Origin of the sequence: Streptomyces sp. AN091965 (assembly GCF_022698285.1) — a bacterium.
Taxonomy (GTDB): domain Bacteria; phylum Actinomycetota; class Actinomycetes; order Streptomycetales; family Streptomycetaceae; genus Streptomyces.
On record NZ_JALDMY010000001.1, the window covers coordinates 5,091,266 to 5,113,924 of the forward strand.

Below are 22,659 nucleotides of genomic sequence, written 5' to 3' on the forward strand. Positions count from 1 at the left end.
TGAGGGGGAGGGGGGAGGGGGTGGGGCCCCGGAGATTGGGGCTCTGGGCGGGGGCTTGCTCGGGGTGTGGCCTACGCTGGGCTGGTGACGAGCCCGGAAGCCGAGCAGGTGCCAGACGAGACGCCGGAGGGCGCGCCGCCCGAGGGTGGTGCGCGGCCCGAGGAGCGGCTCGAAAGGGCTGTGCGGGCGGCCGAGCAGGCGTTGATCGAGTACGAGATCGCGGTGGAGACGTTCCGGGTCGAGGTGGAGAACTTCTCCCGGCTGCATCACCAGCGGCTCGGCCCGATGTACACGCGCCTCGACGAGCTGGACGCGCAGATCGCCGAGGCGGTGGCGGCGCGGTCCGGTGATCCGGAGGACCGGCGCAAGGCCGATGAGGCGCGGGCGCGGGTGCTGCCGATGCCGGGGGTCGACGAGCTGTTCCACGGCTGGATGGACGGTGACGGGCTGCCGCCCGAGGCCGCCGCGATGCTGACCGATCAGTCGGTGCGGCCGCCGCAGCGGGTGCGGCCGAGTGACGAGGCCCGCAAGCTCTACCGGGAGCTGGCGCGCAAGGCGCACCCCGATCTCGCGCAGGACGAGCAGGAGCGGGAGCGGCGTGACGGGTTCATCGCCCGGGTGAACGCGGCGTACGGCCGTGGTGACGAGGCGTTGCTGCGGGAGCTCCTGGAGGAGTGGGACGCGGGGCCGGTGTCCGAGGATCAGCGGCCCAGCCCCAGCGAGGAGCTGTACGTCCGGCTCGAGTGGCTCGCGCAGCGCAAGGAGCTCCTTTCGGTGGTCGCGCGGGAGCTGGAGGAGAGTGCGATCGGCGCGATGCTGAAGCTGGCGCCCGACGACCCCGACCGGCTGCTCAAGGAGATCGCCGAGCAGTTGCTCGCGCAGGTCGCGGAGCGTGAGGCGGAGCTGGAGCGGCTGACCGCGACGTGAGCGGCGGCGGCCGGGTGGCTGCGGTGGCCCGTCGGCTCCGGGCGGTCGGGCGGGGCCGTGGTGCGGGGGTCGGGTAGCGTCGGTGGCATGGAATTCGGTTCTGGTGTGCCCACGGTCACGGTCGCTGATCTCTCGGACGGCGACTTTCTGCTCGACGTCCGTGAGGACGATGAGTGGCAGGCTGGCCACGCGGCGGATGCGCTGCACATTCCGATGAGTGAGTTCGTTTCCCGTTTCGGGGAGTTGACCGAGGCGGCGCCGCAGGACGGCAGGGTGAATGTGATCTGCCGGTCCGGGGGCCGTTCGGCGCAGGTGACGATGTACCTCGCCCAGCAGGGCATCGACGCGGCCAACGTGGACGGTGGCATGCAGGTCTGGGAGGCCTCCGGCAAGCCCGTCGTCGATGACAAGGGTCAGCCGGGCACCGTGATCTAGGGCGCTGCCGCCGCTGCCTCTTTCCCGCGCGGGCGGTGTGCCCCGTCGGGTGGGCTCCGGCCGTGTCGCGTGTCGGCTCAGCCGAGGGCGTGGGCGGCGAGTACCTCGCCCAGTGCTTCCTCGTGGGCTGCCGCCGGGCCGAGGGAGAGCTCCAGGTGTTTGGCCCAGGCGTGGTAGCGGTGCAGGGGGTAGTCGGTGTCGGCGCCGAAGCCGCCGTGCAGGTGTTGTGCGGTCTGGACGACGCGGCGTACGCCGTCCGAGGCCCAGGTCTTGGCCACGGCGATGTCGGCGGCGACAGGGAGCAGCCCGTCGCCGGGGGCCGTGCGGTCCGGTGTGCTGAGGCGCCAGGCGGCCTGCCAGAGGGTCGCTTCCATCGCGCGCAGGTCGATGTAGCGGTCGGCGGCTTGGACCGCGACGGCCTGGAACGTGGCGATGGGGTGGCCGAACTGCTCGCGCTTCCCGGCGTATTCGCTGGTCATGCGCAGCACCCTGGTGCCGAGGCCGAGCGCGAGCGCGCAGGTGCCTGTGGTGAGCAGGTCGCGCAGGAAGTCCCAGGCGCCGTCGGTCGTGATGACGTCGGAGGCGGGCGCGCGTACGGAGTCCAGGTGCAGCTCGCCGAGGCGTTCGCCACTGGTGGAGATCTGCTCGGCGAGGCTCAGGCCCGGGGCGGCGCGGGGGACGACGGCGAGGACGGTGCGGCCTTCCGGGGCGGTGGCCGGTACGAGGACGAAGTCGGCGTTGTACGCCCAGGCCACGGCGGTCTGGACGCCGTCGAGGAGCCAGCCGGCGCCGTCGGGCCGTGCGGTGACGGCGAGTTCGGCTCCGTCGTGTCCGGTGCGGCCGTGCGCGGCCACGGTCAGGACGGCCTCGCCCCGAGCGGCCCTCGTGAGGAGCCGCTGCTTCAACTCGTCGCTGCCGTAGGCCTGGACGGCGTACGCGGCCGCGCTGGACTCCAGGAGCGGGACACGGGCGAGTGCCTTCGCGGATTCGCGCAGGACGAGGCAGAGCGCGATGGCGTCGAGGCCGGAGCCGCCGTACTCGGGGGCGAGGAGCAGGCTGAGCAGGTCGGCCTCGGCGAGCTTGGCCCACAGGGCGCGGTCGAAGTCGTCGGCGACGGCCCCGGGGGTGAGGGAGGGGCTGGGCACGCCGTCGGGCGCGACGTCGGCGAAGACCGCCTGGGCCGCTTCGAGTGCGGCCTGCTGCTCCTCGGTGAAGGTGAAGTCCACTGTTCGTCCTCCCGCGCGCGCCGGCCTGGTCGTGTCCGTTCGCCCCGTCACCGTTTCTGACGGATCGTCAAGATAGAACAGGTTCTAACGGATGGGAACAGATGCTGCCCCAGTGGTGGGCGCACTCGCGCGGCAGCGGTCGGCTCAGCGGTCGAAGTCCAGCTCCACCTTGTCCGTGGTCGGATGGGACTGGCAGGCCAGGACGTATCCGGCCTCGGTCTCCTCCGGCTCCAGCGCGAAGTTCCGGTCCATGCGGACGTCGCCGGAGACCTTGAAGGCCCGGCAGGTGCCGCAGACTCCGCCCTTGCAGGCGAACGGCGCGTCCGCGCGGTTGCGCAGCACCGTGTCGAGGAGCGTCTCCCCCGCCTGTACCGGCCAGGTGCCGGAGCGGCCGTCGAGGGTCACGGTGACGGTGCTGTGCTCGCGCACCGGTGCGGTCGCGGCTGCCGTGGGGGCGTCGTCGACGTGGAATATCTCCTCGTGGATGCGGCGTCGGTCCACGCCGAGGGACCGCAGGGTCCGCTCCGCGCTCTGCACCAGGCCGTACGGGCCGCACAGGAACCAGCCGTCGACCTCGGGCACCGCGAGCAGCGCGGGCAGCAGGGCCGCGAGCCGCTCCTGGTCGAGCCGCCCGGAGGTGAGCCCGGCCTGCTGCTCCTCGCGGGAGAGCACCGTCACCAGCTGGAACCGGTCCGGCCAGCGGTCCTTGAGGTCGGCGACCTCCTCGAGGAACATCGTGGACGCCGTGGTGCGGTCGCTGCGGATGAGGCAGAACTGGGCACGCGGCTCCCGCTCCAGGAGCGTGGTGACGATGGAGAGCACCGGGGTGATGCCGCTGCCGCCGACCACCGCCGCGTACCGGCCGGGGGCGGGGTCCAGGGTGAAGCGGCCCGCGGGGGTCATCACCTCCAGCTCGTCGCCCACGGCTATTTCCTTGTGCGCGTACGTCGAGAAGGCGCCGCCGTCCACCACGCGCACGCCGACCCGCAACGTGCCGGGGGCCCCGGTGTCCTGGGGGGCGGGTGCCGGAGAGCAGATCGAGTAGGTCCGCCGGATCTCCACGCCGTCGACAACGCGGCGGAGGGCGAGGTGCTGGCCCGGGGTGTAGCGGTAGTCCTCGCGCAGGTCCGCGGGTACCTCGAAGGTCAGGGCCACGGAGTCGTCGGTGAGCTGCTCGACGGCCGCTACGCGCAGCTGGTGGAAGCGCGCCATCACAGCTCCTTGAAGTGGTCGAAGGGTTCGCGGCAGGCCACGCAGCGGCGCAGCGCCTTGCAGGCCGTGGACGAGAAGCGGCTGAGCAGCTCGGTGTCGGTGGAGCCGCAGTGCGGGCAGCGGACGGCGAGGGTGAGCGGCACGGGCCCTTCGGCGGTGTGCGGGCGGGGCGGTGCGATGCCGAACTCGGCGAGCTTGCGGCGGCCTTCGGCGCTGATGTCGTCCGTGGACCAGGCCGGGGAGAGCACCGTGCGCACCTGGACGTCGGCCACGCCGTGCTCGTGGAGGATCTGCTCTATGTCGGCGGACATGGCCTCGATCGCGGGGCAGCCGGTGTACGTCGGCGTCAGCTCGACCTCGACCCGGCCGGGGCCGCTGGCGTGCACGGCACGGACCACGCCGAGCTCGGCGAGGGTCAGGACGGGCAGCTCGGGATCGGGCACCGAACCCGCCAGGGCGAGCAGGCGCTCTTCGAGGGCGGTGGGCGCCACGCTCACCATGACGCCCCCGGGTGGCTGCGGTGCAGGTGCTGCATTTCGGCGAGCATCCGGCCGAACGGCTCCGTGTGCAGGCCCTCGCGCCCCGCGCCCGCTGTCCAGGCCCCGCTCTGCGGGCCATCTGGGACGATGAGCGTGGCCTTCTCGATGACTCCGGTGACCGTGGCGGTCCACTGCTCGCGCAGCGTCTGCCAGGCGATGTCCAGGCCGGGCACCGGCTGGAACAGCTCTCCCGTGAACCGCCACAGGGCGTCCAGGCCGCGCTGCATCCGCTGGTGGCTCTCCGTCGTGCCGTCGCCGAGCCGGAGCGTCCACTGCTCGGCGTGGTCCTGGTGGTAGGCGACTTCCTTGGCGGCCTTCGCGGCCAGGGGCGCCAACTCGCTGTCCGTGGTGGCCAGCTGGTTGTACAGCAGGTTCTGGTACACGGAGAAGTAGAGCTGGCGGGCGATGGTGTGGGCGAAGTCGCCATTGGGCTGCTCGACCAGCTGGACGTTGCGGAAGGCGCGCTCCTCGCGCAGGAACGCCAGCTCGTCCTCGTCGCCCGCGAGGGACAGCAGGATGCGGGCCTGGCCGAGGAGGTCCAGGGCGATGTTCGCCAGGGCGACCTCTTCTTCGAGGACGGGGGCGTGGCCCGCCCACTCTCCCAGGCGGTGCGAGAGCACCAGCGCGTCGTCGCCGAGGGCGAGGGCCGCGACGTCGGCGGTGCGGGGGGTCGTGGTCACAGGTGCTTCACTCCTTCCGGGATGTCGTAGAACGTCGGGTGGCGGTACGGCTTGTCGGCGGCCGGGTCGAAGAAGGAGTCCTTCTCGTCCGGGGACGACGCGGTGATCTCGGCGGAGGGCACGACCCAGATGGAGACGCCTTCGCTTCTGCGGGTGTACAGATCACGGGCGTTGCGCAGGGCCATGTCGGCGTCCGGGGCGTGCAGGCTGCCCGCGTGGGTGTGCGAGAGGCCGCGGCGCGAGCGCACGAACACTTCCCACAGGGGCCATTCGGTCGAGCTGCTCATGCGGTCGCCTCCGCGGGGGTGCCGAGCGCCGCGGGGCGGCGGTCCTTGTCGTGGTCGCTGTGCTTGGCGGCATACGCGGCTGCCGCGTCGCGCACCCAGGCGCCTTCCTCGTGGGCGCGCCTGCGCTGGGTGATGCGCTCCTCATTGCACGGGCCGTTGCCCTTGAGGACCGACCAGAACTCGCTCCAGTCGATGGGGCCGAACGTGTGGTGTCCCCGCTCCTCGTCCCATCGCAGGTCGGGGTCGGGCAGGGTGAGGCCGAGGGACTCGGCCTGGGGGACGCAAATGTCCACGAAGCGCTGACGCAGCTCGTCGTTCGAGTGGCGCTTGATCTTCCAGGTCATGGACTGCTCGGAGTGCGACGACTCGGCGTCCGGGGGGCCGAACATCATCAGGGACGGCCACCACCAGCGGTCCACGGCGTCCTGGGCCATGGCGTGCTGCTCGGGGGTGCCGCGGCTGAGGGCCAGCAGCAGTTCGTACCCCTGGCGCTGGTGGAAGGACTCTTCCTTGCAGACGCGGACCATCGCGCGTGCGTACGGGCCGTACGAGCAGCGGCACAGGGGGACTTGGTTGGTGATCGCCGCGCCGTCGACGAGCCAGCCGATGGCGCCTACGTCCGCCCAGGTCAGCGTCGGGTAGTTGAAGATCGATGAGTACTTCTGGCGGCCCGAGTGCAGCTTGTCGAGCAGCTCGTCGCGGCTGACGCCGAGCGTCTCCGCCGCGCTGTACAGATACAGGCCGTGGCCCGCCTCGTCCTGGACCTTGGCCATCAGGATCGCCTTGCGGCGCAGCGACGGGGCGCGCGTGATCCAGTTCGCCTCCGGCTGCATGCCGATGATCTCGGAGTGGGCGTGCTGCGCGATCTGGCGCACGAGCGTCGCGCGATAGGCGTCGGGCATCCAGTCGCGGGGCTCGATGCGCTCGTCGGCCGCCACGGCGGCGTCGAAGAGGGCTTCGAGCTCGGTGGTGTCCGGGACCGCGCCGGTGGTCGCGGGGCCGGGCGCGGCCCTGTCCTTCGCCGCGTCGGGCGCCTTGTGCGCTGTCGCCATCTCGGTCCCCCTCGACCTCGGGCAGTCTCTGCGTCCTTCGACGGCCTCCCGACCGATCGTTCGGTCCGCCGGAATTCAATGGTGCGGCGCCTCGCCATAAGGTGTCAACCCTGTGGATAACCTCCGTGCCGCTGTGCCTGGCGGGCAGGCCTGAGTACGGTTCCGGCGGCAGGGTTCGGTGCGGGAACGGGAAACGGGACGGAATGGACGCCTACGACAAGGGCCCGCGGGACGGGCCTGTCGGGCCTGACGGGTCCCCTGTGCCGGACGGGGCCGACGGGCCTTCCGCGCCGGACGAGGCCATTGCGCCTTCAGTGTCGGGTGGGACTGAGCAGACCCCCGAGGTGAGGGAGGCGCAAGAGGTCCATGGGGCACCTGCGGCTGATGAGCTGCCTGGGACGGATGAGGCATCCGTGAGCGACGGGGCGCACGAGGCCGACGAGGGTCCCTCGACCGACAGCGGATCCCGCAGCGGTGGCGTCTCTTCGGTCGACGGTGGCGTCTCTTCGGTCGACGGTGCCGTTGCGATGGGTGGTGCCTCTGCGGCTGATGGCGCCTCTGCGGCGTTTGGCGCCCCTTCGGCTGACCGCGCTTCTTCTGAGGGTGGTGCCCCTTCAGTCGACGGCGGTCTTTCTGCTGGTGGTGCCCCGACGGCCGACGGGGCTTCTTCCGCAGAGGGTGCCCCTTCGGCCGACGGAGGTTTCCCCGCCGGCGCTGGCTCGTGGGCCGAGGCGGACTCCTCGACCGCGGGTGCTCCCCCGAACAGCGGCAGCCCCCCGCCCGGCCTGCCCGCCGGCCCCGGACCCGGCCTCCCCAGCCGCCCCGGATCCGGCCCCGACCTCCCCACCGGCCCCAGCCTCGGCCCCGGCCTGCCCGCAGGAATCGCCGGTCTCCCCCGTGGCTACCAGCTCGCCGCCGCCCTCGCGCTCGCGTTGGTCGCGGTCACCGTCTGCGTGCACCTGGGGATGTTGTTCCTGCACGTCGCCCCGGCGAACACGGTGAGCAAGGAGCACGGCAAGAAGATCTACGACTGGGTGTACCCGGAGTTCGAGCAGAACTGGAAGCTGTTCGCGCCCAATCCGCTGCAGCAGAACGTCGCGGTGCAGGCCCGCGCGCAACTGCGTACCGCCGACGGCGGCCGCCGGGTCACCCGCTGGTACGACCTGTCGGCGCAGGACGGCGCGGCCATCGACCACAATCTCCTGCCGAGCCACACCCAGCAGAACGAACTGCGCCGGGCCTGGGACTTCTTCGTGTCCACGCACGACGCGCAGAATCGTCCCACCGGTCTGCGCGGGGAAATCTCCGAGCGCTACGTCCGCCGCATCGTGCTGCTGCGCATCGACCGCCATGAGCCGCTCGCGCGCGGTGAGGCGATCGACCAGGTGCAGGTCCGCTCGCGGACGACGGGCGTACGGCCGCCGAAGTGGAGCGACGAGAAGAACGACGCCAAACCGATTCTCCGGTTGCTGCCGTGGTGGTCAGTGACCCCGGACGACCTGCCGCTGGCCGACGGCACGCGCGCGAGGCGTGACGTCGCCGAGGGGAGTGGTGCCCGGTGAGCCGCCCGAAGGAGCGTCAAGTGCCGCGTCTCGTACCGCTCGCGCGGGGGCTCCAGCGCGTCTCCGCGCAGGCCCTCGGGCCGTACCAGAGCGCGGTGGTCCGCATCGGCTTCGCGGCGACGTGGCTGCTGTTCCTGCTGCGCGAACTGCCGCACCGGAACGAGCTGTACGGCCCCGACGGCCCGTGGGGCTGGGACATGGCACGCCAGCTGCTTTCCGAGAACGACGCGTTCACGGTGCTCATGTGGTCCGACGCGCAGCTCTGGTTCCAGTTCGTCTACGGCTTCGCCATGCTCACGAGTGCGCTGCTGCTGGTGGGGTGGCGTACGCGGACCATGTCCGTGCTGTTCATGATCGGTGTCCTCTCGCTGCAGAACCGCAGCATCTTCATGGGCGACGGCGGCGACAACGTCATCCATCTGATGGCGATCTACCTGGTCTTCACGCGTTGCGGCCACGTGTGGTCCCTGGACGCGCGACGACGGGCACGCGCGCGTGCGGACGGCGTGGACCGCGTCGGTCCCGTGCTGTGGGGGGCGCTCGGGCTCGCGCTGGCCCTCGTGACGGGCATGGGCGAGCTCGGTTGGTTCTGGCTGGTGCTCTTCTGGGGGCTGTGGGCGTCCCAGGGCCTGTGGTGGGCCGCCGAGCGGCACGCGCCACGCGGGGCGCAGCGGCTGCTGCTCGACGTCGTGGCCAACCTCGTGCACAACGCGGCCCTTCTCGTGATCATGGTCGAGGCGTGTCTGATCTACGCGACGGCGGGCTGGTACAAGATCCAGGGCAGTCGCTGGCAGGACGGGACGGCGGTCTACTACCCGCTGAACCTGGACTACTTCTCGCCCTGGCCCGCGCTGTCGGAGCTGCTGTCCTCGCACGGCGTGATGATCATGGTCATCACCTACGGGACGGTCGTCGTGCAGGTCGCCTTCCCGTTCACGCTGCTCAACCGGCGTGTCAAGAACGTGCTGTTGACGTTGATGATCTGCGAGCACGCCGTCATCGCGGTGGTCCTCGGCCTGCCGTTCTTCTCGCTCGCGATGATCGCGGCCGACGCGGTGTTCCTGCCGACGCCGTTCCTGCGGCGGCTCGGGACGTGGTCGGCACGCGCGCGCGGAGCTCTGTCCGCCCGCCTGCCGCTGTCCCGGCTCCGCGGGGACTCCGGTCCTGCCCGGGTCCCTGCGGAGCCGCGGACGGCCCCGCAGGGCGGCCGGAGCGCACAGGAGAGCGCCGAGCACGCGCGCGTAGGCTTCGGTGCATGAGCGGTACGGATGAGGGCGAGGGGCCGGGCACGGCGGACGCGGTGCGGGTGTGGCGCGGGCTCGCGGCTACGTCGGTCCTGCTGGACGGCTTTCACGCGCTGAAGCACGCCCTGCGCTTCGGCGCGCGTGTCCCGGTGGCGCTGACCAGCGACAAGGCGGCCGCGCTCGCTCTTGCGGAGGACCTCGCGCCGGACGTCACGGACGCGCTCGACGGGCTGCTCGCCGAGACCGACGACGCGACGCTGCGCGCCCTGGTGCCCCGACTGCACCCCACCGCCGTGGCCGCTCTGGCGGTACGTCCGTCGCGCGCCGCCAACCTGGAGGTGCTGGCCCGCAGGCCGAGGACCACGCCCGTCGTCGTCCTGGACGATCCGCGCAACCTCGGCAACGCCGGGGCGGTGATCCGGCTCGCCGCGGGCTTCGGCGCGACGGGTGTGGTGACCACCGGCACGCTCGACCCCTGGCATCCCACGGTGGTCCGTGGTGGTGCGGGGCTGCACTTCGCCACGGCGGTGGAGCGCCTGGACGTCGACGAGCTGCCCCCGGGCCCGGTGTTCGCCCTCGACGCCGAGGGCGAGGACATCCGGGGGCTCAAGCTCCCCGACGACGCCGTTCTCGCTTTCGGCTCCGAGCGCAGCGGTCTGTCGCCGGAGCTGCGGGCCCGCGCCGAGCACTTGGTGTCCCTGCCGATGCGGCCGCAGGTCTCCAGCTACAACCTGGCGACGAGCGTCGGCATGACGCTGTTCCACTGGTCGTCGCTCCACGGGCCGGCGGGCGGACCGCCGGGGGCGAAGGACTGAGCCTCCGCCCCCGGGGGCCGTGCTCCTCCCGGGGTCCGGGGCCGTGCGCTCACGCCTCCTTGCGGATTTCCACCACGCGGAAGCGGTTGGCCACGAAGGCGCTGTCGCACAGCGCGGCGTTCGCCGCGGGGTTGCCGCCGGAGCCGTGGAAGTCCGAGAACGCCGCGGTCTGGTTCACATAGACCCCGCCGGTCAGGTTCAGCGACAGCTGGGCGCTCTCCTCCAGGCAGGCCTCCTCGACGGCGGAGGTGACGTCCTCGGAGGTGGTGTACGCGCCGACGGTCATGGCGCCCTTGTCGCGCACCGTGCGCCGCAGCAGGTCCACCGCGTCCGCCGCGGAGTCCACGGCGACGGCGAACGACACCGGGCCGAAGCACTCGCTCAGATACGCGGCCTCGGCGTCCGGCTTCGCGCCGTCCAGCTTCACGATCACCGGGGTGCGCACCACGGCGTCCGGGAATTCCGGGTTGGCGATCTCCCGTGAGGGCAGGGCGACTTCGCCGATGCCGGGCGCGGCGTCCAGGCGGGCCTTCACGTCCGGGTTGACCAGGGCGCCCAGGATGCCGTTGGCCCGGGCGTCGTCGCCCAGGAGGCCGCTGACCGCCGCGGCGAGGTCCGTGACCACCTCGTCGTACGCCTTGGCGCCCGCGTCCGTGGAGATGCCCTCGCGCGGGATGAGGAGGTTCTGCGGGGTCGTGCACATCTGGCCGCTGTACAGCGACAGGGAGAAGGCGAGGTTCGCCAGCATGCCCTTGTAGTTGTCGGTCGACTCGATGACGACCGTGTTGACCCCGGCCTTCTCCGTGTAGACCTGCGCCTGGCGGGCGTGGGTCTCCAGCCAGTCGCCGAAGGCCGTGGAGCCCGTGTAATCAATGATCTTGACTTCGGGGCGGACGGCGAGGGTCTTGGCGATGCCTTCGCCGGGGCGTTCGGCGGCGAGCGCGACCAGGTTCGGATCGAAGCCCGCCTCGGCGAGGACCTCGCGGGCGACCCGCACCGTCAGGGCGAGCGGGAGCACGGCGCGCGGGTGGGGCTTGACCAGGACGGCATTGCCCGTGGCCAGGGAGGCGAAGAGGCCCGGGTAGCCGTTCCACGTCGGGAAGGTGTTGCAGCCGATCAGGAGGGCGATGCCGCGGCCGACCGGGGTGAAGCGCTTGGTGAGGACCAGGGGGTCGCGCTTGCCCTGGGGCTTGTTCCACTCGGCGGTGCCGGGGGTGCGGGCCTGCTCGGCATACGCATACGCCACCGCTTCCAGGCCGCGGTCCTGGGCGTGCGGGCCGCCCGCCTGGAACGCCATCATGAAGGCCTGGCCACTGGTGTGCATGACCGCGTGCGCGAACTCGTGCGTGCGGGCGCTGATGCGCGACAGGATCTCCAGACAGACCGCCGCGCGCGCCTCGGCGCCCGCGTCGCGCCAGCCGGACAGGCCCGCGCGCATCGCGGGGAGCAGGGTGTCCACGTCCGGGTGCGGATACGTGATGCCCAACTCCGGGCCGAAGGGGGAGACTTCCGCGCCCGTCCAGTCGTCCGTGCCGGGCTGGTCGAGGTCGAAGCGGCCGTTCAGGAGGGACTCGAAGGCGGCCTTGCCTTCCGGCAGGCTCAGGCTGCCGTTCTCCCCATAGGCCTTGGGGTGCTCGGGGTGCGGCGACCAGTACGCGCGCGTGCTGATGGCCTCGAGGGCCTGGTCGAGCGTGGGCCGGTGCTTGGCGATCAGCTGGTGCGCGGTGACTTCGGCGGCCATGAGGGACCAACTCCTCGTCGAGTCAGCTCTCCTTCGAGCTGGCGAGCTGGGCAGGGGCGGTGGGCAGGAACAGCTGGACAGAGCTAGAGTAACCGAACGATCGGTCGGGACAAGAGGGTCTGCCAAAGCTGTGGAAAACCTCCCCGCCCACCCCGAACCCCTGGCCAAGACCCTTGTGCGGGAGGATCGCGAGCATGACAGCACTCGATCTCAGCAGCCCGGTCGCCGTCGTCGGCACCGGCACCATGGGCCAGGGCATAGCCCAGGTCGCCCTGGTGGCGGGACACCCCGTGCGGCTGTACGACGCCGCGCCCGGCTTCGCGAAGACGGCCGCCGAGGCGATCACCGCCCGTCTGGACCGGCTCGTGGAGAAGGGCCGCCTTGACGCGGGCGCCCGTGCCGCGGCCGCCGGGCGCCTCACGGCGGTCGACGACCTGGCCGAGCTCGCCGGGTGCGGGCTCGTGGTCGAGGCCGTCCTGGAGCAACTGGACGTCAAGCAGAAGCTGTTCCAAGAACTTGAGGGCGTCGTCTCCGAGGACTGTCTGCTGGCCACGAACACCTCGTCCCTGTCCGTGACCGCCATCGCGGGCGCGCTGACCGGGCCCGGCCGCTTCGTGGGCCTGCACTTCTTCAACCCGGCGCCGCTGCTGCCCCTCGTCGAGGTCGTCAGCGGCTTCGCGACCGACGAGGCGGCCGCCACGCGCGCGTACGACACGGCGAAGGCCTGGGGCAAGACGCCGGTGCGCTGTGCCGACACCCCCGGGTTCATCGTGAACCGCGTCGCGCGCCCCTTCTACGCCGAGGCGCTGCGCGCGTACGAGGAGCGGGTCGCGGACCCGGCGACGATCGACGCCGTGCTGCGCGAGTGCGGCGGCTTCAGGATGGGCCCCTTCGAGCTCACCGACCTCATCGGCCAGGACGTGAACGAGGCCGTCACGCGCTCGGTGTGGGAGTCGTTCTTCCAGGACCCCAAGTTCACGCCGTCCCTCGCCCAGCGGCGCCTCGTCGAAGCGCGCCGCCTGGGACGCAAGTCGGGCCAGGGCTGGTACGTGTACGGGGACGACGCCCCGCGCGCCGAGCCGCACACGGCGGCGCCCGCCGACGCGCCGGCGGCCGTCACCCTGCGCGGCGAGCTGTTCCAGGCCGCGGCCCTCGTCGGGCTCATCGAGGCCGCGGGCATCCGCGTGGACCGCGAGGAGTCCGCGTGCGCGCCCTGCCCGGGCTGGATCGAGCTGCCCGGCGGAGCGCGGCTCGCCCTCGTCTCCGGCACGTCCGTGCACGCCATGGAGATGCCCACGATCGAGTTCGACCTGGCCCTCGACTACGCGAGCGCCACCCGGGTCGCCCTCGCCCGTGACGTGCGGGTGAGTGACCGGGCCCTCAGCGAGGCCGTGGGCCTCTTCCAGGCGCTCGGCAAGAAGGTCAGCGTCATCCGGGCCACCCCGGGCCTGATCGTGGCCCGTACCGTCGCGATGCTCGTGGACATCGCGCACGATGCCGTCGCGCGTGAGGTGGCCGACGCGGACGACGTCGACACCGCCATGCGCCTGGGCGTCAACTATCCGCGCGGACCGCTCTCCTGGGGAACCGGGCTCGGTCTTTCCTGGGTGGCCCAGTTCCTCGACGACGTGCACAGCGAGTACCCCTCGGGGCGCTACGCCCCCTCTCCGGGGCTGCGCCTCGCGGCCGCTCAGGAGGAGAACGGATGACCACGGCCAGGCGCGACACCTACACCCCGCAGACCCTCCTCGAGGTCGCCGTGCGGGTCTTCAACGAACGGGGCTACGACGGCACGTCCATGGAGCACCTCTCCAAGGCGGCCGGCATCTCCAAGTCGTCGATCTACCACCACGTCGCGGGCAAGGAGGAGCTGCTGCGGCGCGCGGTGAGCCGGGCGCTCGACGGCCTCTTCGCCGTCCTCGACGAGGAGCACGCGCGCGTGGGCAGGGCGGTGGACCGCCTGGAGTACGTCACGCGCCGCACCGTCGAGGTGCTGGTGACCGAGCTGCCCTATGTGACGCTGCTGCTGCGCGTTCGCGGCAACACCGACACCGAGCGATGGGCGATGGAGCGGCGCAGGGACTTCGACCACCAGGTCGCGGCGCTCCTCAAGGAGGCCGCGGCGGACGGCGATCTGCGCTCGGACGTCGAGCTGCGTCTCGCCACCAGGCTGCTCTTCGGAATGATCAATTCCATCGTGGAGTGGTACCGGCCGGACAGCCGTGGTGCCGTCGACGGGACGGAAGTCGCCGAAGCGGTGGTGCAGTTGGCGTTCGCGGGGTTGCGTACGGATGGCTGAGAGCCGGTGGTACGCCGACGGCTGAACCCGTCGGCGCGCCACCGGTGCGAACGGCCGGTGACTCAGCCCTCCGTCTCCAGGTCGTCCTCCTCGAAGACCAGCAGCGTGCGCGTGCTCAGGACCTCGGGGATGGACTGCAGACGGGTGAGCACCAACTCGCGCAGCGCGCGCGTGTCGGGCGTGTGCACCAGGAGCAGTACGTCGAAGTCGCCGCTGACCAGGGCGATGTGCGACGCGCCCGGCAGCGTGCGCAGCTGGTCGCGGACCGTGCGCCAGGTGTTCTGGACGATCTTCAGGGTGATGTACGCGGAAGCGCCCTGGCCTGCCCGTTCGTGGTTGATCCGGGCGCCGAAGCCGCGGATGACACCGTCCTCGATGAGCCGGTTGATGCGCGCGTAGGCGTTCGCCCGCGACACGTGGACGCGCTCCGCCACGGAACGTATCGAGGCGCGACCGTCCGTGTGCAGGATCTGCAGGATGTCGCGGTCGATGGCGTCCAGCGAACGGGGCGGCGGTTCCGGACGACCCCCGTCCTGCTTGTCGGCCATTCGTTCAGCTGCCATGTCCCCCCGCCTCCTTACCATGGACGTAATGCGTCCATCCCAGGCTGTGCAGAACCGTTTGTCCACAGCCTGGAGGTGCCTGTAGCCAAAATGTGCCAACGACCGAACAATCGGTAGGTGAGGCGCATCACATCGCCGCGCCTCTTTTGCAGCTCCCACGAGGAGACCGCTTCCCTCAGCATCCCCCCAGGAGGTGCCGTCATGACGGTCATGGAGCAGCGGGGCGCCTATCGACCCGCCCCGCCCCCCGCATGGCAGCTCAGGACCGACCCTGAGCCGCTGCTGCCCGACGCGGCGCCGTTTCGGGTGCTCGGCACCGAGGCCGCCGCCTCGGCCGACGCGCAGCTGCTCCTGCGCCTGCACGCCGAGCTGGTGCGCGGACGGCGGTACAACACCCAGGCGACGGCCCTCACCAAGCAGGGCAGACTCGCGGTGTACCCGTCCAGCACCGGGCAGGAGGCGTGCGAGATCGGCGCCGCACTCGCCCTGGAGGAGCGCGACTGGCTCTTCCCGAGCTATCGGGACACCCTCGCGGCCGTGGCGCGCGGCCTCGACCCGGTGCGCGCCCTGACGCTTCTGCGCGGCGACTGGCACACCGGGTACGACCCGCGTGAGCACCGGATAGCGCCCCTGTGCACGCCCCTTGCCACCCAGCTGCCGCACGCCGTGGGCCTCGCGCACGCCGCCCGCCTCAAGGGCGACGACGTGGTCGCGCTCGCCATGGTCGGCGATGGCGGCACCAGCGAGGGCGACTTCCACGAGGCGCTGAACTTCGCGGCCGTGTGGCGGGCGCCGGTGGTCTTCCTCGTGCAGAACAACGGCTTCGCGATCTCCGTGCCGCTCGCCAAGCAGACGGCCGCCCCCTCCCTGGCACACAAGGCCGTCGGCTACGGCATGCCGGGCCGCCTGGTGGACGGCAACGACGCGGTCGCGGTGCACCAGGTGCTCAGCGAAGCCGTGCGCCGCGCGCGCGAGGGCGGCGGACCCACCCTCGTGGAAGCGGTGACGTACCGCCTGGAAGCGCACACCAACGCGGACGACGCCACGCGCTACCGCCAGGACGACGAGGTGGAGGCCTGGCGCGACCACGACCCGGTCCTGCTCGTGGAGCGGGAGCTGACCGCGCGCGGGCTGCTCGACGAGGACCGCGCCTCCACGGTGCGCGAGAACGCCGAGGCGATGGCGGCGGACCTGAGGGAACGGATGAACCAGGACCCCGAGCTCGACCCGATGGACCTGTTCACCCACGTGTACGCCGAGCAGACCTCCCAACTGCGCGAGCAGGCCGCCCAGCTGCGGGCCGAGCTCGACGCCGAGACCGAGTCGGACGGAGCGGGCCGATGACCACTGTCGCCGTGAAACCGGCCACCATGGGGCAGGCCCTCGGCCGCGCCCTGCGCGACGCGATGGCCGAGGACCCCACCGTGCACGTCATGGGCGAGGACGTCGGCACGCTCGGCGGCGTCTTCCGCGTCACCGACGGACTCGCCGCGGAGTTCGGCGACGACCGCTGTACGGACACGCCGCTGGCCGAGGCGGGCATCCTGGGGACCGCGGTCGGCATGGCGATGTACGGCCTGCGGCCCGTCGTGGAGATGCAGTTCGACGCGTTCGCCTACCCCGCCTTCGAGCAGCTGATCTCGCATGTGGCGCGGATGCGCAACCGCACCAAGGGCGCGATGCCCATGCCGCTCACCATCCGGGTGCCGTACGGCGGCGGGATCGGCGGCGTCGAGCACCACAGCGACTCCTCCGAGGCGTACTACATGGCGACGCCGGGGCTCCATGTCGTCACGCCCGCCACGGTCGCCGACGCCTACGGCCTGCTGCGGGCCGCCATCGCCTCCGACGACCCCGTGGTCTTCCTGGAGCCCAAGCGCCTGTACTGGTCGAAGGCCGAGTGGAATCCGGACACTCCGGAGCCGGTGGAGCCGATCGGCAGGGCCGTGGTGCGGCGCACCGGACGCAGCGCCTCGCTGATCACGTACGGCCCGTCCGTGCCGGTCTGTCTGGAGGCGGCGGAGGCGGCGCGCGCGGAGGGCTGGGACCTCGAAGTGGTCGACCTGCGCTCGCTGGTGCCGTTCGACGACGAGACGGTGGCCGCGTCCGTGCGGCGCACCGGGCGCGCGGTCGTGGTGCACGAGGCGAGCAGCTTCGGCGGGCCCGGCGGGGAGATCGCCGCGCGCATCACCGAGCGCTGCTTCCACCACCTGGAGGCGCCGGTGCTGCGGGTCGCCGGGCTCGACATCCCCTACCCGCCGCCGATGCTGGAGCGGCACCACCTGCCGGGCGTCGACCGCATCCTGGACGCCGTGGCGCGGTTGCAATGGGAGGCGCGGAGCTGATGGCCCAGGTCCTGGAGTTCAAGCTGCCCGACCTCGGTGAGGGGCTCACGGAGGCGGAGATCACCCGCTGGCTGGTGCAGGTCGGCGACGTGGTGGAAGTGGACCAGCTGGTCGTCGAGGTCGAGACGGCCAAGGCGATGGTCGAGGTCCCGTGCCCGTACGCGGGCGTGGTCACCGCCCGCTTCGGAGAGGAGGGCACCGAACTGCCGGTGGGAGCACCCCTGCTGACGGTCGCGGTGGGCTCCCCGGCCGTGGGCGCACCGGCGCGCGGTGGAGATGCGGACGGCGGCCCGGCCCCGGCGGACGAGACGTCGGGGAACGTGCTCGTCGGCTACGGCACGGGAGCCGCCCCCGCCAGGCGGCGGCGGATACGCCCCGCGCTGGACGTGACGGCCACCCCGTCCGCCCCGACGGCAGCCCGGCCAGAGGCCCGCGCGGAAGCACCCGTGGAGCCCCGGACCGACTCCGGCCGGACCACCGACGCCGGACAGGGGCCCGAGCACGACGAGGGGCCCGTGCCGGTGATCTCGCCGCTCGTCCGCAGGCTGGCGCGGGAGAACGGCGTGGATCTGCGGCAGCTCGCGGGTTCGGGCCCGGACGGGCTGATCCTGCGGGCCGACGTGGAGGACGTCATGCGGGCGTCGGCGGCCACCGCCGCGCCGTCCGCGGGCCCCGCCCCGGCGTCCGCCGCCGCGCGCACCACGGCGACGGGCCTCGGCGCCACCTTCGGCAGCACCCGCGAGAGCGCGCCCGCCGCGGGCCGTGCCGCCGCGTCCGGCACGCGCGTGCCGCTGCGCGGTGTGCGCGGTGCGGTGGCCGACAAGCTGTCCCGCAGCCGCCGGGAGATACCGGACGCCACCACGTGGGTCGACGCGGACGCGACGGAACTGATGAACGCGCGCGCGGCGATGAACGCGGCGGGCGGCCCGAAGGTCTCCCTGCTCGCGCTGCTCGCCCGGATCTGCACGGCGGCCCTCGCCCGCCATCCGGAGCTCAACTCGACGGTCGACATGGAGGCGCGCGAGGTCGTCCAGCTCGCCGAGGTCCACCTCGGCTTCGCCGCGCAGACCGAGCGCGGGCTCGTCGTGCCCGTCGTACGGGACGCGCACGCGCGCGACACGGAGTCGCTGAGCGCCGAGCTCGCCCGCCTCTCGGAGGCGGGCCGGGCCGGGACGCTCACGCCTGGGGAACTGACGGGGTCCACGTTCACGTTGAACAACTACGGGGTGTTCGGCGTCGACGGATCCACGCCGATCATCAACCACCCCGAGGCGGCCATGCTCGGCGTCGGCCGGATCGTGCCCAAGCCATGGGTGCACCAGGGCGAGTTGGCGGTCCGGCAGGTCGTCCAGCTGTCGCTCACCTTCGACCACCGGGTGTGCGACGGCGGCACGGCGGGCGGCTTCCTGCGCTTCGTGGCGGACTGCGTCGAACAGCCTGCGGTCCTGCTGCGCAAGGTGTGACCGGGCGCCACTGATGAGGGTCGCCCCGCCCCCCCCAGGCCGAGGGCGAAGGCCCCGCCCGGGGGCGCCCGGATGTCACCCCCGAGCGCCCTCAGCGGGTGGCGCCCTCACCCGCCGGGTCCCTCCGCCTGTGAGGAACATGAGACCTGCGGGGCACCCATAAGGGGTGGCGTTGACATCTCGGGCGCCCATACTCGGTGGATGACCACGAACACGGCCCCCGGCACGGCGGCGTTCGACGCCGTCGTGCTCGCCGGAGGCCGCGCGGCGCGGCTCGGCGGCGCGGACAAGCCCGGTGTGCGGGTGGGCGGCAGGGCGCTGCTCGACCGCGTCCTGAGCGCCTGCTCCGGCGCGACGACGACCGTCGTCGTGGCGGAGCCCCGGCCCACCGGGCGGCCCGTGGTGTGGGCGCGCGAGGAGCCCGCGGGCGGCGGGCCCCTGGCCGCGCTCGACGCGGGCCTGCGCCACACCGCCGCCGAACTGGTGCTGGTGCTCTCCGCCGACCTGCCGTTCCTGCGCGAGGAGACGGTACGCGGCCTCGTCGCGGCGGTGGGCACGGCGGACGGTGCGCTGCTCACCGACCCCGACGGCCGTGACCAGCCACTGGTCGCCGTGTACCGCGGTGCCGCGCTGCGCCGGGAACTGGCCCGGATCGCGGCCGAGGGCCCCGCCCGGGCCGCCACCGTGGATTCCGGCGCGGCCGGGGGGCCACCCCGCATCACGGCCGGGAAGCCCGCCCGCGCGGGAGCCGGGCTCGCCGGGCTGCCGCTGCGGCTGCTCACCGAACGCCTCGACCTGGCCCGGATCGCCGAGCCCCTGGCCGCGTTCGACTGCGACACCTGGGACGACATCGCCGCCGCCCGCGCGCGGATCAGGGAGCATGGGCACGTGTTGTTGGATGAATGGATTTCCGCAGTCAAGGACGAACTGGGCATCGACCTCGACGTCGACACCGGCACCCTCCTCGACCTCGCCCGCGACGCCGCGCACGGAGTGGCCCGGCCCGCCGCGCCGCTGACCACCTTCCTGGTCGGGTACGCGGCGGGGCTCGCCGGGGCGAGCGGCGGGCCGCAGGCCGTCGCGGAGGCAGCGCGCAAGGCGGCCGCGCTCGCGGCCCGCTGGGCCGAGGAAGGGGACCCGGGCGGTGCGCCCGCGGCCGGGAACCCGCCGCCAGGGCCCGGCACCCCCACCGGTACGGCGCCGGGCGCGTCGTCCGGCGGCGCGCAGGCCGCCCCGGCCGACGAGAATCCGGGCGCCCGATGACCGGGGGCCAATCGGCCGACGCCGAACTGGACGAGGCACTGGCCCTGGTGAACGAGGACCGCGCCGCCACCCGAGCCGCGAGCGTGCCGCCTGCCCCCGGGGCACCCAGCGTTCCGCCCTCTCCGGGGGCCCCGGGTGCCTCACCCGCGGCAGAGGCCACGTGCGTGCCGCCCGCTCCCGGGGCACCCAGCGTTCCACCCTCCCCCGGGGCCCCGGGCACCTCACCCGCCCCCGGGGCTGCGAACGGCCCACCCGCCCCCGCGCCGGGCACCGCATCCAGCCCCGAGCCGGAGACCGGGCCCGGGCCCGCGAGCGTGCCGCCCACCGGCCCGGGCACCCCGCCCCACCGCGACGAGTCCGCCGCACCCCGCTCCCACCGCGAGCCGTCGGCGCCGTCCACGCCTGCCCAAGGCCGCCCCGGGCCCCAGCGCGACCGAGGCGCGGCGCCCGGCGACGACCCGGCGGCCCACGGCGGCGCGCGGCACCGCGCTCGCGCCACCTCCTGGCCCGAAGCCCGCGCCGCGTCCCGCAGGGCCGGGGCTCCGGGGGCCGCCGCCCCCGTGGTCACACCGTTGTCCGACACCCTCGGCCGTGTCCTCACCTCGCCCCTGGCCGCCCTCACCGACCTGCCCTCCTTCGACACCTCGGCGATGGACGGGTGGGCCGTGGCGGGGCCGGGGCCCTGGACGGTCCTCGCGGACGGGGTCCTGGCCGGGCAGGAGCGGCCCGAGCCGCTCGGCGACGGCGAGGCGGTGCGGATCGCGACCGGCGCCCGCATCCCGCAGGACACCACCGCCGTCATCCGCAGCGAACACGCGCGCGTGGACGACAAGAGCAAGCTGCACGCCCAGCGCGACGTCGTGCCCGGCCAGGACATCCGGCCGCGCGGCCAGGAGTGCCGCGCGGGTGATCAACTCCTGCCGCCCGGCGCCCTGGTGACGCCCGCCGTGCTCGGCCTCGCCGCCGCGGCCGGGTACGACGCGCTGCCCGTCGCCCCACGCCCCCGCGCAGAAGTGCTCGTCCTGGGCGATGAGTTGCTCACCGAAGGGCTGCCGCACGAAGGCCGCATCCGGGACGCCCTCGGTCCGATGCTGCCGCCCTGGCTCCGCGCGCTCGGCGTGGTCGTGACGGCCGTACGCCGCCTCGGAGATGACGCGGAAGCCCTCTACGAAGCCCTGGCCCGGTCCACGGCCGACGTGATCGTGACGACCGGCGGTACCGCGTCCGGACCCGTCGACCACGTCCACCCCGCACTCCACCGCCTCGGCGCCGAGTTGCTCGTCGACGGGGTCGCGGTGCGCCCCGGCCATCCGATGCTGCTCGCCCGCCTGCCGGAGGCACCTCGATCCGAGGCGGCCCGGCCCCCGGTCCGTCACCTCGTGGGCCTCCCCGGAAACCCCCTCGCCGCCGTCTCGGGCCTGCTCACCCTGGCCGAGCCGCTGCTGCGCGGGCTCGTGGGCCGTCCCGGCGCCGAGCCGTACACCGCGCCGCTGCGGGACGACGTACACGGGCATCCGCACGACACGCGCCTCGTGCCGGTCGTCCTGCGGGCCGAGTACGCGGTGCCGTTGCACTACAACGGCCCGGCGATGCTGCGGGGCATCGCGGTCGCCGACGGGCTCGCGGTGGTGCCGCCGGGCGGCGCGCGCCGTCGGCAAGAAGTGGAGATCCTCGATCTGCCCTGGACCGAACCGGGCGGTTCACACGGCGAGTTGGGGCCCGAGGGCTCGGCGGACCCTTTCAGCGAGGTGTGTTTCACGTGAAACTGGCGGACCCCTTCGGCGAGGTGTGTTTCACGTGAAACTGCCCGGCCATGACGCGATCGCGCGCCAAGCCGACGAACACCTCGTCACCCACCGCGTCAAACTCCCCCGGCGCGTCGTCGAGCGCCCCCTGCGCCAGGTCGGCAAACGTCTGCTGATGGCGATGTTCGTGCTGGGGCTGACCATCCTCATCGTGTACGTCGACCGCGACGGCTACCACGACAACGCGAACGGGACGATCGACTTCCTCGACGCCTCGTACTACGCCACCGTGACGCTCTCCACCACCGGGTACGGCGATATCGTCCCGCACAGCGACAGCGCGCGGATGGCCAACATCTTCCTGATCACGCCCCTGCGCGTGCTCTTCCTGATCATCCTCGTCGGCACCACGCTCGAAGTGCTGACGGAACGCACCCGTGAGGAATGGCGGCTTTCCCGCTGGAGGTCCAACTTGCGTGACCACACCGTCGTCGTCGGCTTCGGCACCAAGGGCCGTTCCGCGATCCAGACCGTGCAGGCCACGGGACTCAAGCCCGAGCAGGTCGTGATCGTCGACCCCAGCTCGAAGGTCGTCGACGCGGCCACGGCGGAGGGCTACGCGGGAGTCGTCGGCGACGCGACGCGCAGCGACGTGCTGCTGCGGGCCGAGGTGCAGAAGGCCCGCCAGATCATCGTGGCGACCCAGCGCGACGACACGGCGGTCCTGGTCACGCTCACCGCCCGGCAGCTCAACCGGCAGGCGAAGATCGTGGCCGCGGTGCGCGAGGAGGAGAACGCGCCGCTGCTGCGGCAGTCCGGTGCCGATGCCGTCATCACCAGTGCCAGCGCGGCGGGACGGCTGCTCGGCCTTTCGGTGCTCAGCCCGAGCGCGGGCGTGGTCATGGAGGACCTGATCCAGCAGGGCAGCGGCCTCGACCTGGTCGAACGGCCGGTGATAAAGGCCGAGGTGGGGCGCGGGGTGCGCGATATGAAGGACCTCGTCGTCAGCGTCGTACGGGGGCACAGGCTGCTCGCGTACGACGATCCCGCCATCGGCGAGCTCCAGTTGACGGACCGGCTGATCACGATCGTCCGGGCCTCCCCGGCTCCGGAGCCCCCGGCGGCGGACGCGCGGCGGGTGGCTCGGCCGCTGGACTGAGGGCCGCGCTGCCCGGAGTGCCGACACGGCCCCGTGCCCCGGGAGGGCCGGCCCCGTGCCCCGGGAGGGCCGGGGCCGTGTCGTTCGTGTGCACGCCGCTTC

At 72.9% G+C, this 22,659-nt stretch carries 21 protein-coding genes; 13 read left to right on the forward strand and 8 right to left on the reverse strand.

Going from position 1 to position 22,659, the window contains the following annotated elements; all coding sequences use genetic code 11:
* Window positions 1–84: 84 nt before the first annotated feature.
* A complete protein-coding gene (locus MQV74_RS21525) occupies window positions 85–927 on the forward strand; it encodes a J domain-containing protein (protein ID WP_242719986.1) in 843 nt (280 codons plus the stop codon).
* A gap of 105 nt (window positions 928–1,032) precedes the next feature.
* Window positions 1,033–1,362, forward strand: a complete 330-nt coding sequence (locus tag MQV74_RS21530) for a rhodanese-like domain-containing protein (RefSeq protein ID WP_138966823.1) — start codon at window positions 1,033–1,035, stop codon at window positions 1,360–1,362.
* 77 nt (window positions 1,363–1,439) lie between these two features.
* On the opposite strand, the gene MQV74_RS21535 is transcribed toward MQV74_RS21530, so the two are convergent.
* From MQV74_RS21535 to paaA, 6 genes are all read right to left on the reverse strand, one after another.
* Complete coding sequence (locus tag MQV74_RS21535; RefSeq protein WP_242719988.1) at window positions 1,440–2,588, reverse strand: acyl-CoA dehydrogenase family protein; 1,149 nt, start codon at window positions 2,586–2,588, stop codon at window positions 1,440–1,442.
* Window positions 2,589–2,732: 144 nt separating this feature from the next.
* Window positions 2,733–3,800 (reverse strand): 1,2-phenylacetyl-CoA epoxidase subunit PaaE, encoded by a 1,068-nt coding sequence (gene paaE, locus MQV74_RS21540; RefSeq protein ID WP_242719990.1) that lies wholly within the window; start codon window positions 3,798–3,800, stop codon window positions 2,733–2,735.
* The gene (gene paaD / locus MQV74_RS21545) at window positions 3,800–4,300 is read right to left on the reverse strand and encodes a 1,2-phenylacetyl-CoA epoxidase subunit PaaD (protein ID WP_242719992.1); all 501 of its coding nucleotides are present in this window, start codon (window positions 4,298–4,300) and stop codon (window positions 3,800–3,802) included. Before paaD ends, paaE begins: the two co-directional genes overlap by 1 nt.
* A complete protein-coding gene (paaC, locus tag MQV74_RS21550) occupies window positions 4,294–5,019 on the reverse strand; it encodes a 1,2-phenylacetyl-CoA epoxidase subunit PaaC (RefSeq protein WP_242719994.1) in 726 nt (241 codons plus the stop codon). Before paaC ends, paaD begins: the two co-directional genes overlap by 7 nt.
* A complete protein-coding gene (paaB, locus tag MQV74_RS21555) occupies window positions 5,016–5,306 on the reverse strand; it encodes a 1,2-phenylacetyl-CoA epoxidase subunit PaaB (RefSeq protein ID WP_138960827.1) in 291 nt (96 codons plus the stop codon). Before paaB ends, paaC begins: the two co-directional genes overlap by 4 nt.
* Window positions 5,303–6,358 carry a 1,2-phenylacetyl-CoA epoxidase subunit PaaA gene (paaA, locus tag MQV74_RS21560; RefSeq protein ID WP_242719996.1) on the reverse strand — a complete coding sequence of 352 codons (1,056 nt, stop codon included), beginning with the start codon at window positions 6,356–6,358 and terminating at the stop codon, window positions 5,303–5,305. The genes paaB and paaA overlap by 4 nt, the downstream gene beginning before the upstream one ends.
* A 932-nt stretch (window positions 6,359–7,290) precedes the next feature.
* Between paaA and MQV74_RS21565 the strand changes: the two genes are divergently transcribed.
* From MQV74_RS21565 to MQV74_RS21575, 3 genes are read left to right on the forward strand one after another with little or no spacing between them, the layout of a single operon-like run.
* Window positions 7,291–7,920, forward strand: coding sequence for a DUF5819 family protein (locus MQV74_RS21565; protein WP_374120664.1), 630 nt, complete (start codon window positions 7,291–7,293; stop codon window positions 7,918–7,920).
* A gap of 20 nt (window positions 7,921–7,940) precedes the next feature.
* Window positions 7,941–9,179, forward strand: a complete 1,239-nt coding sequence (locus MQV74_RS21570) for an HTTM domain-containing protein (RefSeq protein ID WP_242719998.1) — start codon at window positions 7,941–7,943, stop codon at window positions 9,177–9,179.
* Complete coding sequence (locus MQV74_RS21575) at window positions 9,176–9,979, forward strand: TrmH family RNA methyltransferase (protein ID WP_242720000.1); 804 nt, start codon at window positions 9,176–9,178, stop codon at window positions 9,977–9,979. The genes MQV74_RS21570 and MQV74_RS21575 overlap by 4 nt, the downstream gene beginning before the upstream one ends.
* A 49-nt stretch (window positions 9,980–10,028) precedes the next feature.
* On the opposite strand, the gene paaN is transcribed toward MQV74_RS21575, so the two are convergent.
* Window positions 10,029–11,720: a phenylacetic acid degradation protein PaaN gene (gene paaN, locus MQV74_RS21580; RefSeq protein WP_242720002.1), complete on the reverse strand. Its 1,692-nt coding sequence runs from the start codon at window positions 11,718–11,720 to the stop codon at window positions 10,029–10,031.
* A gap of 194 nt (window positions 11,721–11,914) precedes the next feature.
* Between paaN and MQV74_RS21585 the strand changes: the two genes are divergently transcribed.
* Both MQV74_RS21585 and MQV74_RS21590 read left to right on the forward strand, forming a co-directional pair.
* On the forward strand, window positions 11,915–13,429 hold the full coding sequence (locus MQV74_RS21585; RefSeq protein ID WP_242720005.1) for a 3-hydroxyacyl-CoA dehydrogenase: 1,515 nt from the start codon (window positions 11,915–11,917) through the stop codon (window positions 13,427–13,429).
* Window positions 13,426–14,019: a TetR/AcrR family transcriptional regulator gene (locus tag MQV74_RS21590; RefSeq protein WP_242720007.1), complete on the forward strand. Its 594-nt coding sequence runs from the start codon at window positions 13,426–13,428 to the stop codon at window positions 14,017–14,019. The genes MQV74_RS21585 and MQV74_RS21590 overlap by 4 nt, the downstream gene beginning before the upstream one ends.
* Before the next feature lie 62 nt (window positions 14,020–14,081).
* On the opposite strand, the gene MQV74_RS21595 is transcribed toward MQV74_RS21590, so the two are convergent.
* Window positions 14,082–14,567 (reverse strand): Lrp/AsnC family transcriptional regulator, encoded by a 486-nt coding sequence (locus tag MQV74_RS21595; RefSeq protein ID WP_242728971.1) that lies wholly within the window; start codon window positions 14,565–14,567, stop codon window positions 14,082–14,084.
* A 216-nt stretch (window positions 14,568–14,783) separates the two neighbouring features.
* Between MQV74_RS21595 and pdhA the strand changes: the two genes are divergently transcribed.
* The 6 genes from pdhA to MQV74_RS21625 all read left to right on the forward strand — a co-directional run bounded on the left by pdhA (window position 14,784) and on the right by MQV74_RS21625 (window position 22,557).
* Entirely contained in the window at window positions 14,784–15,926 is a 1,143-nt protein-coding gene (gene pdhA, locus MQV74_RS21600; RefSeq protein ID WP_242720009.1) for a pyruvate dehydrogenase (acetyl-transferring) E1 component subunit alpha, read from the forward strand.
* Window positions 15,923–16,927 carry an alpha-ketoacid dehydrogenase subunit beta gene (locus tag MQV74_RS21605; protein ID WP_242720011.1) on the forward strand — a complete coding sequence of 335 codons (1,005 nt, stop codon included), beginning with the start codon at window positions 15,923–15,925 and terminating at the stop codon, window positions 16,925–16,927. The genes pdhA and MQV74_RS21605 overlap by 4 nt, the downstream gene beginning before the upstream one ends.
* Complete coding sequence (locus MQV74_RS21610) at window positions 16,927–18,390, forward strand: dihydrolipoamide acetyltransferase family protein (protein WP_242728974.1); 1,464 nt, start codon at window positions 16,927–16,929, stop codon at window positions 18,388–18,390. The genes MQV74_RS21605 and MQV74_RS21610 overlap by 1 nt, the downstream gene beginning before the upstream one ends.
* Window positions 18,391–18,591: 201 nt before the next feature.
* Complete coding sequence (locus MQV74_RS21615; protein ID WP_242720013.1) at window positions 18,592–19,653, forward strand: DUF6457 domain-containing protein; 1,062 nt, start codon at window positions 18,592–18,594, stop codon at window positions 19,651–19,653.
* Between the two features lie 314 nt (window positions 19,654–19,967).
* Window positions 19,968–21,416 (forward strand): molybdopterin molybdotransferase MoeA, encoded by a 1,449-nt coding sequence (locus tag MQV74_RS21620; RefSeq protein WP_308402295.1) that lies wholly within the window; start codon window positions 19,968–19,970, stop codon window positions 21,414–21,416.
* A gap of 25 nt (window positions 21,417–21,441) precedes the next feature.
* Window positions 21,442–22,557: a potassium channel family protein gene (locus MQV74_RS21625; RefSeq protein ID WP_242720017.1), complete on the forward strand. Its 1,116-nt coding sequence runs from the start codon at window positions 21,442–21,444 to the stop codon at window positions 22,555–22,557.
* Window positions 22,558–22,659: the final 102 nt, after the last annotated feature.